Consider the following 14032-nt stretch of genomic DNA (forward strand, 5'->3'; position numbering starts at 1 on the left):
CAAGGTGATGATAGCCGCAGCTGGCGGTTTGGAAATGGAGGAACAGATGGCAGCAGAGAATAAGAAACAGTTTATCAGAATCAGAGGAGCTAATGAGAACAATCTGAAGAATCTCAGCGTGGATATTCCAAGGGATAAGTTTGTGGTTCTTACCGGCCTGAGCGGTTCCGGCAAGTCTTCCCTTGCCTTTGATACTATATATGCAGAGGGGCAGAGACGTTATATGGAATCTTTGTCCTCCTATGCCAGACAGTTCCTGGGTCAGATGGAGAAGCCAGATGTGGAGAGCATTGAGGGGCTTCCTCCTGCGATTTCCATTGATCAGAAGTCCACGAACCGCAACCCAAGGTCTACAGTGGGAACTGTGACAGAGATTTATGACTATTTCCGTCTTTTATATGCCCGCGTGGGAATTCCACACTGCCCGAAGTGCGGGAAGGTAATTGCCAAGCAGACGGTAGACCAGATGGTGGATCAGATCATGGAGCTGCCGGAGCGCACCAAGATCCAGCTTCTTGCCCCGGTAGTCCGCGGACGCAAGGGAACCCATGCCAAGCTTCTGGATCAGGCTAGACGCAGCGGCTATGTAAGGGCAGAGATTGATGGGAATGTGTATGAGCTTTCCGAGGAGATCACTCTGGATAAGAATATTAAGCACAACATTGCCATTATTGTAGACCGTCTGATTGTGAAGCCGGGAATCGAGAAGCGACTTACCGATTCTCTTGAGACCGTGCTGAATCTGGCAGATGGACTGGCAGTTGTGGATACCATGGATGGGAATTATATGAATTTCAGCCAGAGCTTTTCCTGCCCGGACTGCGGAATCAGCATTGATGAAATTGAGCCGAGAAGCTTTTCCTTTAACAATCCTTTTGGTGCATGCCCACAGTGTCTGGGACTTGGATATAAGATGGAATTTGATTCGGATCTGATGATTCCAGATAAGTCCCTGAGTATTGCACAGGGAGCTATCACCGTAATGGGATGGCAGTCCTGTACGGATAAGAGCAGCTTTACCAACGCAATTCTGAATGCACTGTGCCGGGAGTATGGATTTGATCTGGATACGCCATTTCAGGACTATCCTAAAAAGATACAGGATATTCTTCTGTACGGTACAGGCGGACATTCTGTGAAGGTTTATTATAAGGGCCAGCGTGGAGAGGGCGTTTATGATGTGGCCTTTCCAGGCCTGATCCGCAATGTGGAGCAGCGCTACAAGGAGACTGGTTCTGAATCCATGAAGCAGGAGTATGAGAGCTTTATGCAGATCACTCCATGTACTGCCTGCAAGGGACAGCGACTGAAGAAGGAATCCCTGGCGGTTACTGTTGCGGATAAGAACATTTATGAAGTGACCAATATGTCCATTGATAAGCTGAAGGTGTTTTTGCAGAAGATGGAGCTGTCACCTCAGCAGCTGCTGATCGGCAAACAGATTTTGAAGGAAATCCGGGCGAGAGTGGGATTCCTGGCAGATGTAGGACTGGAATATCTTTCCCTGGCACGGGCGACAGGAACCTTGTCAGGCGGTGAGGCTCAGAGAATCCGTCTGGCAACCCAGATTGGTTCCGGACTGGTGGGCGTTGCTTATATTCTGGACGAGCCAAGCATCGGACTGCATCAGAGAGACAATGACAAGCTTCTGGGAGCGCTGATGCATCTGCGTGATCTGGGCAACAGCCTGATCGTGGTGGAGCATGATGAAGATACCATGCGTGCAGCAGACTGTATTGTGGATATTGGACCGGGAGCTGGTGAGCACGGCGGACAGCTGGTAGGAATGGGAACTGCCGAGGAGCTGATGAAGAATCCGGACTCCATTACAGGTGCTTATCTCAGCGGCAGGCTGAAAATCCCGGTACCGGAAGTGCGTAAGGAACCCACTGGATTTCTTACCATCAAGGGTGCAGCAGAGAATAACCTGAAGCATATTGATGTAGATATTCCGTTGGGAATCATGACCTGCATTACAGGTGTTTCCGGTTCCGGCAAGAGTTCTTTGATTAATGAAATCCTCTATAAGCATCTGGCAAAAGAACTGAATAGAGCCAGAGTAATACCGGGCAAGCATGATGCTATTCTGGGAATTGATCAGCTGGACAAGGTAATTGCCATTGACCAGTCTCCTATCGGACGTACGCCCAGATCCAATCCTGCCACCTACACAGGAGTCTTTGATCAGATCCGTGACCTGTTTGCTGCCACTGCTGATGCCAAGGCCAAGGGCTATAAGAAAGGCCGCTTCAGCTTTAATGTGAAGGGCGGCAGATGTGAGGCCTGCAGCGGTGATGGAATCATCAAGATTGAGATGCACTTCCTGCCGGACGTATACGTACCCTGCGAGGTGTGCAAGGGCAAGCGGTACAACCGTGAGACGCTGGAGGTGAAATATAAGGACAAGAGCATTTATGATGTGCTGAACATGACAGTGGAGGAGGCCATGACCTTCTTTGAGAATGTTCCGTCCATCAGAAGAAAGATTGAGACACTGTATGATGTGGGACTTTCTTATATCCGTCTGGGACAGCCATCTACTACTCTGTCAGGAGGGGAGGCACAGCGTATTAAGCTGGCGACTGAGTTGAGCAGGCGCAGTACAGGTAAAACCATTTATATTCTGGATGAGCCGACTACCGGACTTCACTTTGCAGATGTGCAGAAGCTGGTGGAGATTCTCCGCAGACTGTCAGATGGCGGTAATACTGTAGTTGTGATTGAGCATAACCTGGATGTTATTAAGACGGCAGATTACATTATTGATATCGGTCCGGAAGGCGGTGACGGCGGCGGAACCGTTGTTGCCAAGGGTACTCCTGAGGAGATTGCGAAGAACCCGGCATCCCATACTGGACGCTATGTAGCAAAATATCTCAAATAATCCTCTTTCCAATTGGGACATTTTTGTTTATAATGGTACGAAGAAAGATATCAGAATGAATTGTTGTCAATGGAGTAAAGAAAGGGGAATTCAATGCCTGCCAGTGATATTGGAATTGACCTGGGAACCAGGAACAGTCAGGTATATTCCACTGGACGGGGACTGGTACTCAGCGAGCCGTCCGTAGTGGTTTATGATAAAAATACAGAGAAAATAAAAGCAATCGGCGAAGAAGCCAGACAGATGAGCGGCCATTTATCTTCCAACTTGGAAGTGATTCGTCCCATCCGCCAGGGTGTGATCGTGGATTACACCGTTATGGAGAAAATGCTGAAATACTTTATTTCCAGGGCTATGGGAAGACATGCTTTCCGCAAGCCCAGAATCAGCATCTGCATCCCCAGCGGAACTACAGAAATCGAGAAGAAGGCGGTGGAGGAAGCAACCTATCAGGCTGGAGCAAGGGAGGTATTCCTTGTGGAAGAGCCCATTGCAGCTGCCATCGGTGCCGGAGTGGATGTGACCAAGCCATTTGGAAATCTCATTGTGGATATTGGAGGCGGAACTACGGATGTGGCGGTAATCTCCATGGCAGGACTGGTTGTATCTGCATCTGTGAAGGTTGCCGGGGATAATTTTGACCAGGCAATCATGAGCTATGTGAGAAAGAATCACAGCCTTTATATCGGCGAGGATGCTGCCGAGAACATCAAGATAAAAATCGGAACCGCAAGCCAGGAGGCTTCACCGCGGACACTGGAAGTAAAGGGAAGAAACGTGATCACAGGACTTCCCAAGGTGGTCACTTTAACTTCCGAGGAAATCCGCATTGCCTTGAAGGACGCTACCAATCAGATCGTAGAGACGGTACATGGAGTTCTGGAGAAAACGCCTCCGGAGCTGGCTGCAGATATTGTAGACCGGGGAATTGTGCTGACCGGAGGCGGAGCGATGCTTCACGGAATGGATACTCTGATTGAGCAGAAGACTGGAGTAAGCACACTTACCGTGCAGGATGCCATGTCCGCTGTTGTGGTGGGAACCGGCAAATATGCCGAAGTACTTACCAGAATGGAAGAGTAATGGCAGGGACTGTATTTGCGGAGATTATAATGGATTATTCAGGAGAAGGGTACTGCTTATGCAGTACCCTTTGTGAACAGGAGGGATTCTGTCTGATGGGAATACCAGAAGGGATGACTTTTGGATATGTACTGGCAGCAGGAGAATAAGGGATGAGTGAGAAAATTACAGGATATATTGATCATGTGGTATTCCGAAATGAAGAAAACGGCTACACAGTTATGGTACTTAAAACCTCAGATTCCGAGGAAGAAGTCACCTGCGTGGGAACCTTTCCGGATATTACCCAGGGGGTAACCATTGAAGCAGAGGGACAGTTTTCCCAGCATCATGTGTACGGCAGGCAGTTTGTGATCCATTCCTATGCGGAGAAAGCACCGGAGGATACCCAGGCAATGGAGCGTTATCTTGGTTCCGGAGCGATTAAGGGAGTGGGAGTTGCACTGGCTGCGAGAATCGTCCGGTATTTCGGCGAGGACACCCTGCGAATCGTGGAAGAAGAGCCGGAAAGACTGGCAGAGGTGAAGGGGATCAGTGAAAAGAAGGCCAGGGAAATCGCTGCTCAGGTTACCGAGAAGGCGGATATGCGAAAAGCGATGATGTTCCTGCAGAAATATGGGATTTCCCTGAATCTTGGAGCCAAGATCTATCAGAAATATGGCCAGTCCGTGTATGGAGTCCTTCAGGAAAATCCATATCGTCTTGCTGATGATATTTCCGGTGTAGGCTTCAAAATAGCAGATGCCATTGCATCCCGTATTGGGATTCACGCAGATTCAGATTACAGGATCCGCAGCGGCATGATGTATACTCTTATCCAGGCTTCCGGGGAAGGCCATGTCTATCTTCCCAAGGAAGAGCTGTTCGCAAGGGCATCCCAGCTGCTGCGTGTAGATGTTTCTTATATGGAGAAGCATCTCATGGATATGGCTCTTGACAGGAAGCTGGTACTGAAGGAGAAAGACGGCATCGTGCTTGTTTATCCAAGTCAGTATTATCATTTGGAGCTGAATACTGCCAGAATGCTGACGGAGCTGAATATCCGTTATCCTCAGGATGAACAGATGATGGAGAGACGGATCGCTCAGATTGAGAAAGAAACAGGTACCGTGCTTGAAGAAATGCAGAAGAAAGCTGTGATAGAAGCTGCGGGAAACGGACTGTTTGTGCTCACAGGAGGACCTGGTACCGGTAAAACAACCACCATCAATGCCATTATCCGTTTTTTTGAAGGAGAAGGGGCGACGCTTCGGCTGGCAGCACCAACGGGACGTGCGGCGAAGCGCATGACAGAGGCTACTGGATATGAGGCGCAGACCATACACCGCCTGCTTGAGCTGAATGGAGTTCCTGATGATGACAACCGGGAGTCCCAGGGCATTCATTTTGATAGAAATGCGGAGAATCCGTTAGATACGGATGTGATCATCATTGATGAGATGTCTATGGTGGATATTTTTCTCATGCATTCCCTGCTTCTTGCTGTGACAGCCGGAACCAGGATCATACTGGTAGGCGATGAGAACCAGCTGCCAAGCGTGGGACCTGGAAATGTGCTGCGCGATATCATACAAAGCGGAGTTTTTCCAGTGGTAGAGCTGAAGAAGATTTTCCGACAGGCTTCTCACAGTGATATTGTGGTGAACGCCCACAAAATCCATAATGGACAGCAGATTTCTCTGGATAATAAAAGCCGGGATTTTTTCTTTTTAAAGAGATACGATGCGGACATTATTATCCGGGTGGTTATCGCACTGATTCAGGAGAAGCTTCCGCGATATGTGGATGCAAAGCCTTTTGAAATCCAGGTTCTGACGCCTATGAGAAAGGGACTTCTTGGAGTGGAAAGGCTGAACCAGATTTTGCAGATGTATCTGAATCCGGCTGGCCCTGACAAAAAAGAAAAAGAGATCGGCGAACGGCTTTTCCGGGAAGGGGATAAGGTCATGCAGATCCGGAACAACTATCAGATGGAATGGGAAGTCCGTGGAAAATACGGAATTCCGGTAGAGGAAGGCGTAGGCGTGTTCAATGGAGATACAGGAATTCTGAAGGAAATTAATGAATTTGCAGAGACTGCCACTGTGGAGTTCGAGGATGGCCGTTTCGCAGATTATTCCTTTAAACAGCTGGAAGAACTGGAGCTTGCATATGCCATAACCATACATAAATCCCAGGGGTCGGAGTACCCGGCAGTAATCCTGCCCCTTCTTTCCGGCCCGAAGATGCTGATGAACCGCAACCTTCTGTATACAGGAGTGACGCGGGCAAGGAAATGCGTAACTGTAGTTGGAAGTGAGGAAACCTTTGGGGAGATGATCCGCAATGAGAAGCAGCAAAAACGTTACAGCTCTCTTGGAACAAGGATACGGGAGCTTTCTGAACCTGCTGTATCCCAGACGGTGTCCCCTGTGTCACAGGATTCTTAAGGACAGCCATGCACTGATCTGTCCGGAGTGTGCAGGAGACCTGAGACCCATCCAGGGAGCAAGATGCTACAAATGCGGAAAACCGGTGAGTGAAGAGGAAGAATACTGCAGGGACTGCAAGGCCGCCCCGGGTGCTTTTGACCAGGGAAGAGGTATTTTTCTGTATGATGACCGGATGAAATACTCGATTATGAAATATAAATACTTTGGCTGCCGGGAATACAGCCGCTTTTACGGAAGAGCACTGTATCTTTATGGGAGGGATCAGCTGGCTTTGTGGAAGCCGGATGTGATCGTTCCAGTTCCGCTTCACTGGAGGAAGCTGCGCAAAAGAGGGTTTAACCAGGCAGAACTGCTTGCAGAGGAGCTGGCCAAAAGTGCGGGAATTCCGGTGGATGTTTCGCTTCTGAAGAAGAGCAGGGCGACCAGGTCCCAGAAGAAGCTGGATGCGGCAGGACGCAAGAAGAATCTGAAGAAAGCTTTCCAGGTTGTGGGAAATCCATCGGGAATGCGTATTTTGCTGATTGATGATGTGTATACTACTGGAAGTACCATGGATGTGCTTGCACATGCTCTTCTGGAAAAGGGTGCATCCCATGTATTTTTCCTGACGGTATGTATTGGAAGCAACAGGTAAAAAAACACTTTTCATGCCATGGGATATATGATACAATCATCCTGTATGAGTATAGCTTTTCAGCTTTAAAAGAAATGCATAAGGAGCCATTTATGATAAATGAAGAAAAAGTAAAGATAATGGACCGGCTTGCTTTATATGAGAAACAGGAAGGCAGGAAATATCTTCCGGTGAGCAAGTATTACAGGAGTGATTATATCGGTCTGGCACTGATTAAGAATTTTTTCCTTGTTACAATTGGATATGGACTGATACTTGCACTGATCGCAGCATATAATCTGGAATATCTTCTGGATAATGTTCACAAGATGGATCTGGTTTCTCTTGGTGTGGTGGTCCTGGCTGGATATGTGGGGACACTGGTTGTGTATACACTGCTTACCTATATTCAGTATACCGTGAAATATCACAGAGCCAAGAAAAGCGTGAAGGAGTATTATTCTCAGCTGACTAGGCTGGAGAAGATTTACAACCGTGAAGAAAAGAAATTCGCAGGACGTGAAATGTCAGGAGGATATAGAAAATGACAGCATTACTTGAATTAAAGCAGAAAATAAAAGGAATATACGGGCAGTATGAAATGTATATTCTGCCTGTACTGAAATTTGTGCTTGCGCTGGTATATTTTTTATGGGTCAATTCCAATATGGGGTATATGTCCCAGCTGAATAACGTATTTGTCATTCTGATCCTGGCACTGATCTGTTCTATCCTGCCGTCTTCCGCTATGATGTATATTGGTTTTATACTGATCCTTGCTCACAGCTATGCGCTTGGAATTGAAGTGGCAGGCTTTATGCTGGTGATTATTCTGCTGATGCTCATTTTCTTTATGAGATTCAGCGGAGAGCAGAATATAACATTTGTGTTTACCCCGCTTTCCTTTGCATTCAGTATTCCGGCACTGCTTCCGATTGGAAGCGGACTGATGGAGAGCAGCCTGTCTGCAATTCCGGCCGGATGCGGTGTGGTAATGTATTATTTTATCCGCTTCTTAAGAGTACAGTCCGCGATTCTGTCGAATCCGGATCTTGATATGACAGACAAACTGCAGATCATGGCAGACGGTCTGGTGCAGAACTGGGGAATGTGGATCGCTGTTGTAGCTTTTGTAGCAGTGACACTGCTGGTGAACCTGATCCGTACCCGTTCTTTTGATCATGCATGGAGGATATCCATTATTACAGGCGGTGTGGCATATGTGTTTATAATGCTGGTTGGAAGTTTTGGAATGAACCTGAATGCAACCGTTGCAATGGTACCGCTGCTTGTGTGTACGGTTTTAGCAGTGCTTCTTGCACTGGTGCTGGAATTCTTCGCATTTGGCGGGGATTACAGCAGAGCTGAGAGGCTGGAATACGAGGATGATGAGTATTTCTACTATGTGAAGGCAGTGCCCAAGGCATCTGTTGCTACCTCAGAAAGAAGCATCAAGAAGATCAATGCAGAGCCGGTAAGAGAAGAGCGCAGGTCAGAAGAGTCCTCCGGCACCTATGCGAATCCGATTTTCCGTCAGGATGAAAGACCGAAGAGAAAGAAAACTGCTGTTCCAGCTGCTGAGAAAAAACCGAGACAGGCCGAGAAACCAGCTGCAAAGGATGTGGATTTTGAGAAAAAGCTTGAGGAATCCCTGAAGGATCTCTAAAAGCAGGATATTAATGAAACAATGAAGACGGCTTCCCCACTGAGCGTGGGGAAGACCTGTACCGGAAAGGAGTACGCTATGCAGGATTTGGCAGTCACATTATCAGGATATTTGTCAAAATTATCCCTGCCCAGTCTGGGAGTTACAGACATACTGGAGATTGCCCTGATTTCCTTTTTTATATATCAGTTTATGGTATGGATAAAATTTACCCGTGCCTATACGCTGCTTAAGGGAATCCTGATCGTGCTCCTTTTTATTTTGGTTGCTTATATCCTGAAGATGAATACGATCCTTTGGATCATTAAGAATCTATCTACCATACTTCTTACCAGCGTAGTTGTTATTTTTCAGCCTGAACTGCGTAAAATGCTGGAGCAATTGGGGCAGAAGAAGATTGTGGCATCTATTTTTCCACTGGATTCCGGGAAGGAAGTACAGGAGCGATTTACGGATAAGACCATCAATGAGCTGGTAAAGGCATGCTTTGATATGGGAGAGGTGCGGACCGGAGCTCTGATCGTAATTGAACAGAATATCCGTCTCAGTGAATATGAGCGTACCGGAATCAATGTGGATGCGGTTCTTACCAGCCAGCTTCTGATAAATATTTTTGAGCATAATACACCGCTTCATGACGGTGCTGTTCTTGTGCGTGGCAATCGTATTGTGGCAGCAACCTGTTATCTGCCTCTGTCCGATAATATGGAACTGAGCAAGCAGCTTGGTACCAGACATAGAGCGGGAGTGGGAATCAGTGAGGTAAGCGATTCCCTTACCATTATCGTCTCTGAGGAGACTGGCCAGGTTTCTGTGGCACAGAATGGGGAACTCAGCAGAGGGCTTACCAGCGCTGAGTTAAGATCTGCTCTGATCAAGGCCCAGAACAAGAAGGTTGTCAATAACAGTAAACTCCGTCATCTGCTGAAAGGGAGAATGAAACATGAAGAACACAAAGCTGACTAGGAATTTCCCTTTGAAAATCATGTCTGTTCTCATCGGATTTCTGATCTGGTTTATTGTGGTAAATGTAGACAATCCGGTGTCCACCAAAAGTATCACCATTGCTGGCGACAAGGTGGAGTTACAGAATACGGCTTATGTGGACAGTGCGAATATGATGTGCATGCAGGATGATGATCCGGACCCCATCCGTGTTACCATTACAGGAGAGAGACGGCTTCTCACCAAGATCACCCAGGCGAATATTACGCTGACGGCAGACCTGCAGCAGGCAGGCAGCCTGGATACAGATCCGGTTATGGTTCCCATTACGGCTTCCTGCCCGGGAATCAGTCCTGACAACATTAAGGTAACACCCCAGTATCTCAGTGTCAGACTGGAGGAGAAGGTAACCCAGGAGTTCCTGGTTAATGTAAATTATGGCTCCAGTCAGCCAGGAAAAGGCTATGAGGTTGGCTCACAGACCGCCAGCCCGGAGAAAGTGAAGATTACAGGACCGAAGTCCTTAATTAATAAAATAGATAAAGTAAATGCAACGGTTGATGTAGATGGCAAGACGAAGGATTTTTCCGAGGAAACAGAGCTGAATATTATTGATAAGAATCAGGACAGCTTTGCAGGAAGAATGTCGTACATCACCATAGATAACACCAAGGTTGTTGTTACCACCAAATTCTGGAAGATACGTACCGGAGTGAATATCGGTGCGAATTTTGTAGGTGTACCGGCAGAAGGATATCAGGTGGAGAGTGTAACTACCGTTCCAGATACGGTAAGTATCGCTGGAACAGATGAAGCATTGGACACTCTGAAGCAGAATGATAATATCCTTTGGATCGGCGGTGCTGACATTGATATCACAGGAGAGACTGCTGATATTGAGAAAAAGGTAAGCCTTAAGGATGCGCTTCCTGATGATGTGAAGCTTACAAGCGGCACCAGCGAGGATGTTTGGGTTAAAGTGAGCATTCTGCCCCTGGACAGCCATTCCTATGGACTGCCGTCCAACCAGGTCAAGGTAAATAATCTGGACGATAACCTTCTGGTAACTTTTGGAACCGACAAGATTGAAATCCGTGTAAAGGCTACTGACGGTAACCTTGACGAATTTGATATTGAGAAAGTAGAAGCATCTGTAGATTTATCAGACATGAGTGTTGGAAGCTATCAGATTCCGGTGACTGTGAAGCTGCCGGAAGGATTTGAACTTCTGGATGATGTAGTGGCGGATGTAACCATATCAGAAATTACAAATGCGGATTCGAATAATGGTTAAGGGAGTGATGTTATTATGGTAAGTGAAAAGGTACAGATCAATAATCCATCCGGACTTCATCTGCGGCCGGCCGGGATTCTCTGTAAAGAGGCAATGAAATATAAATCTCTGATAACATTTGAATATGCAGGAGGAACTGCGAACGCCAAGAGCGTTCTGAGCGTCCTGGGTGCATGTGTGAAATGCGGTGATGAGATTACAATATTTTGTGAAGGAGCTGATGAAACAGAGGCATTGCGCAACCTGGTAATGGTTATAAATAAGGGACTTGGTGAATAAGTTTTACATTTGGGAGGAAGAAAAATGAAAAAGAGAGCAGCCGCAGCAATTTTAGGAATTTTGCTCAGTGTTTCTATGGGACTGGAGGTTCCAGCCGCCGCTTTGGATGGCGGCTTTACATCCGGTTTTACTTCAGAGCAGACTGGGGAAGCACAGCAGCCAGATGCAGTGGAGGCAGAACAGCCAGCAGTATCTGAGCCGGAAACTCCATCAGTTGATGGATCACAGCAGGAGACATCTGACACCGTGCAGACCCCGCAGGAGAATGTCAGTGCAGGTGAAAGCGTTACCGATGGCTTTACATCTGGAAGCACGGAGAACGGAGACAGAACCAGTGCAGAGAATCCTGTACAGGATGTGCAGGGATTTGAGAACACGGATGAGACAGATTCTTTTGAAGTGCAGGAGACACCGGAAGAGGCTGCTGATATGCGGGCCAGTGAATCCAGCACCATTTTTGAATGGAAGGAATGGGAGCAGACATCAGACGGCAGATTCAGGCTCCATAAAAAGAAAGCTGTGAAAGCAGCTGTACAGATTGCTGATGTGCAGTCTTCTGACGTTCCAGCGGAGGCTGGCTCTGCTGATGAACAGACTGCTGACGAGTTTTCTGATAACAGCGAAGCGCAGGACGCAGCAGCTGTGCAGAATAGTGGTGAAGCACAGAATGCTGAACCTGCAGATGCAGCAACAGGCACTGAGGGTACTGACGCAGCAGGCACTGCAGAAGTGACCAGCCTGAAGGACGATTATTACACAATTGCCGATGGCATTGTTGCAATCACTACCAGAAATGAGACCGGAACGAATCATACCGGTTATTATCTGTTTGATGAGAACGGATATCTTGTACTTGGCAAGAAAACTCTGAATGGAACAGAGTGTGCCAGCAAGATCAGCGGTGATTATTATTTCACACCTGCAGACAGCAGCGTTGCCGCCGCATATAAAGAATACGAAGGCAAAGGCGCAGCACTGGTACCTTGGAAGACTACAGTAGGCCAGATGAAGAAGAACTACTGGCTGTGGAATAAAGACACCAAGAATTTCCAGTACTATGGCAACAGCGGCAAGGCTTTGACTGTTGCAGAGCTGGATGAGAATGCCAAGGCACAGAATACATATACCGGATATTTCAAGATCAATGGCGAATATTATTGCCTGGATGAGAATGGAACTCCTCGTACAGGGGATGTGACATTAACTGTCAATGGCGTTTCTGCACAGTATTATTTTGAGCCGGCAGCAAATGACCAGGAAATCCCAGGCAAGATGTTTCATGATTGCTGGAAAATGTTTAAGACTTCAGCAGGAGAGCAGTGGAGATATTATGAGCCAGCCAGAAAGGGCAGTTCCAAAATTGGTCAGCTTCGGCAGCACGGAATTGTACCGACTGGTTTAAGCGGACGCAAAAATCCGAAATATACGTATCTGATTGATAAAGACGGATATTTGATTAAGAGCCAGATGGTGAAAGCGTCCAATCGTAAATATTATATAACGACGAAATCCGGAATCATCTATAAACGAAGAATCATTACATACAATAATACACAATATTATGTAACAGATGACGGTTCTGTTGCCAATTGGAAGAATTGCTGGCATCGTTGTCCGGGAGCTGGAAACCGCTTATATTATTTCGGTTCTACAGCAGGAAATATTGTGAAGAAGACTGGCTGGCAGTCAGTAACCTTATCAAATGGAAGATTTTATGGCTGGTTTTGGTTTAACGCAAACGGAAATCACTGGTCAGATATTTGGGGGAAAGGCGGTTATTTCAGAATAAACGGAACTTTTGCGACTGGTTTCGTTAATGTAAAAGGAAAGAAATACTTCTTCCAGCCTTCAACTCCAACTACCAGAAATGGCCAGCTGGTTAAGAATAAGATGTTTAGCTACCAGAATAAGACCTATTATGCAGATGCCGATGGAGCATTGCTTCGAAACGGCTGGCGCCAGGTGAATGGAAACTGGTATTGCTTCAGAAGCTACAATCTGGTTACCAATGAGTTTGTAAAGCGGGGAAGCAGATACGGTTATGTGGATTCCACCGGTAAATATACAACTGGATGGGTAATCGTAAATGACTCACAGAACTTGGTTCGCTATATTAATCCGGACAAAAAGGGCTATGTGACAAACGAATCCAAATGGATCAACGGCAAGAAATATTACTTTGATAAGAATGGATACAGAATCAACGATCTTACCAATATTTATAAAGGACCTTATACCTTTGAGGTTGACCGTGTAAATGGCGTTATGACTGTATATGCGGATTCTGCACGTACCATTCCAGTCAAGACGATCCGTGTTTCCGTAGGTAATCCATGGACACCTACCCCGAAGGGCAAATATACGCTGACTCCTTACAGCAGATGGCAGGCACTTATGGGACCATCCTGGGGACAGTATGGAACTCATGTAAACGGAGCAGGACAGGGTGGTATTTTCGTTCATTCGGTTGCATGCAGCTATGCGAACAGCTATAATCTTCCGGTAAGTGCTTACAATAAACTTGGAAGCCCGGCTTCTCACGGATGTATCCGTACCTGTGTAGGCGATGCCAAGTGGGTATACTATAACAGCAGCGGTTCTACTATTTATATCTTTGACGGTACCTATAATTCCAACGAATCATTCAAGGGACCTCTTGGACGCAGGGCAATTGTACCTGCCAGATGGAAGAACGGCGGATATTACGATCCCACAGATCCGGCTGCATAAGACAAAGACAGTCAGAGACGAGGAATTTTGTCCTTGATAACTCACATAAAACAAGCACAGAAAGGTGTCTTAATTTTATCAGTTTTGATGAATTTAAGGCACCTTT

At 46.8% G+C, this 14032-nt stretch carries 10 protein-coding genes; all 10 read left to right on the forward strand.

Translation table 11 applies throughout. The annotated features are described in order from the left end of the window. The first annotated feature begins 46 nt into the window (after positions 1–46). Positions 47–2884 carry an excinuclease ABC subunit UvrA gene (gene uvrA, locus H8S54_RS17765; RefSeq protein WP_021926284.1) on the forward strand — a complete coding sequence of 946 codons (2838 nt, stop codon included), beginning with the start codon at positions 47–49 and terminating at the stop codon, positions 2882–2884. A gap of 93 nt (positions 2885–2977) precedes the next feature. After that, a complete protein-coding gene (gene mreB / locus H8S54_RS17770; RefSeq protein ID WP_021926285.1) occupies positions 2978–3967 on the forward strand; it encodes a rod shape-determining protein in 990 nt (329 codons plus the stop codon). Positions 3968–4119: 152 nt separating this feature from the next. Beyond that, positions 4120–6396, forward strand: coding sequence for an SF1B family DNA helicase RecD2 (gene recD2, locus H8S54_RS17775; RefSeq protein WP_021926287.1), 2277 nt, complete (start codon positions 4120–4122; stop codon positions 6394–6396). Beyond that, complete coding sequence (locus H8S54_RS17780; protein ID WP_117853192.1) at positions 6293–7033, forward strand: ComF family protein; 741 nt, start codon at positions 6293–6295, stop codon at positions 7031–7033. The genes recD2 and H8S54_RS17780 overlap by 104 nt, the downstream gene beginning before the upstream one ends. A 92-nt stretch (positions 7034–7125) precedes the next feature. Then, the gene (locus H8S54_RS17785; RefSeq protein ID WP_021926289.1) at positions 7126–7560 is read left to right on the forward strand and encodes a hypothetical protein; all 435 of its coding nucleotides are present in this window, start codon (positions 7126–7128) and stop codon (positions 7558–7560) included. Next, positions 7557–8678, forward strand: coding sequence for a hypothetical protein (locus tag H8S54_RS17790; protein WP_186901941.1), 1122 nt, complete (start codon positions 7557–7559; stop codon positions 8676–8678). Before H8S54_RS17785 ends, H8S54_RS17790 begins: the two co-directional genes overlap by 4 nt. Before the next feature lie 78 nt (positions 8679–8756). Continuing rightward, entirely contained in the window at positions 8757–9644 is an 888-nt protein-coding gene (gene cdaA, locus H8S54_RS17795) for a diadenylate cyclase CdaA (protein WP_021926291.1), read from the forward strand. Continuing rightward, on the forward strand, positions 9622–10917 hold the full coding sequence (locus tag H8S54_RS17800) for a CdaR family protein (RefSeq protein ID WP_173765185.1): 1296 nt from the start codon (positions 9622–9624) through the stop codon (positions 10915–10917). Before cdaA ends, H8S54_RS17800 begins: the two co-directional genes overlap by 23 nt. 15 nt (positions 10918–10932) lie before the next feature. Then, positions 10933–11196 (forward strand): HPr family phosphocarrier protein, encoded by a 264-nt coding sequence (locus H8S54_RS17805; RefSeq protein WP_021926293.1) that lies wholly within the window; start codon positions 10933–10935, stop codon positions 11194–11196. A 24-nt stretch (positions 11197–11220) separates the two neighbouring features. After that, positions 11221–13926, forward strand: a complete 2706-nt coding sequence (locus H8S54_RS17810) for a L,D-transpeptidase family protein (protein WP_186901942.1) — start codon at positions 11221–11223, stop codon at positions 13924–13926. The last annotated feature ends 106 nt before the right edge of the window (positions 13927–14032 follow it).

The sequence above is a fragment of the Blautia segnis genome, from assembly GCF_014287535.1.
Lineage (GTDB): Bacteria > Bacillota > Clostridia > Lachnospirales > Lachnospiraceae > Blautia_A > Blautia_A acetigignens.

Excerpts from the sequence above, each read along its gene's own strand:
- H8S54_RS17790 (WP_186901941.1), top strand. The coding sequence starts at position 7,557 with ATGACAGCATTACTTGAATTAAAGCAGAAAATAAAAGGAATATACGGG.
- H8S54_RS17805 (WP_021926293.1), top strand. The coding sequence starts at position 10,933 with ATGGTAAGTGAAAAGGTACAGATCAATAATCCATCCGGACTTCATCTG.
- uvrA (WP_021926284.1), top strand. The coding sequence starts at position 47 with ATGGCAGCAGAGAATAAGAAACAGTTTATCAGAATCAGAGGAGCTAAT.
- cdaA (WP_021926291.1), top strand. The coding sequence starts at position 8,757 with ATGCAGGATTTGGCAGTCACATTATCAGGATATTTGTCAAAATTATCC.
- H8S54_RS17800 (WP_173765185.1), top strand. The coding sequence starts at position 9,622 with ATGAAGAACACAAAGCTGACTAGGAATTTCCCTTTGAAAATCATGTCT.
- H8S54_RS17810 (WP_186901942.1), top strand. The coding sequence starts at position 11,221 with ATGAAAAAGAGAGCAGCCGCAGCAATTTTAGGAATTTTGCTCAGTGTT.
- mreB (WP_021926285.1), top strand. The coding sequence starts at position 2,978 with ATGCCTGCCAGTGATATTGGAATTGACCTGGGAACCAGGAACAGTCAG.
- H8S54_RS17780 (WP_117853192.1), top strand. The coding sequence starts at position 6,293 with ATGAGAAGCAGCAAAAACGTTACAGCTCTCTTGGAACAAGGATACGGG.
- recD2 (WP_021926287.1), top strand. The coding sequence starts at position 4,120 with ATGAGTGAGAAAATTACAGGATATATTGATCATGTGGTATTCCGAAAT.
- H8S54_RS17785 (WP_021926289.1), top strand. The coding sequence starts at position 7,126 with ATGATAAATGAAGAAAAAGTAAAGATAATGGACCGGCTTGCTTTATAT.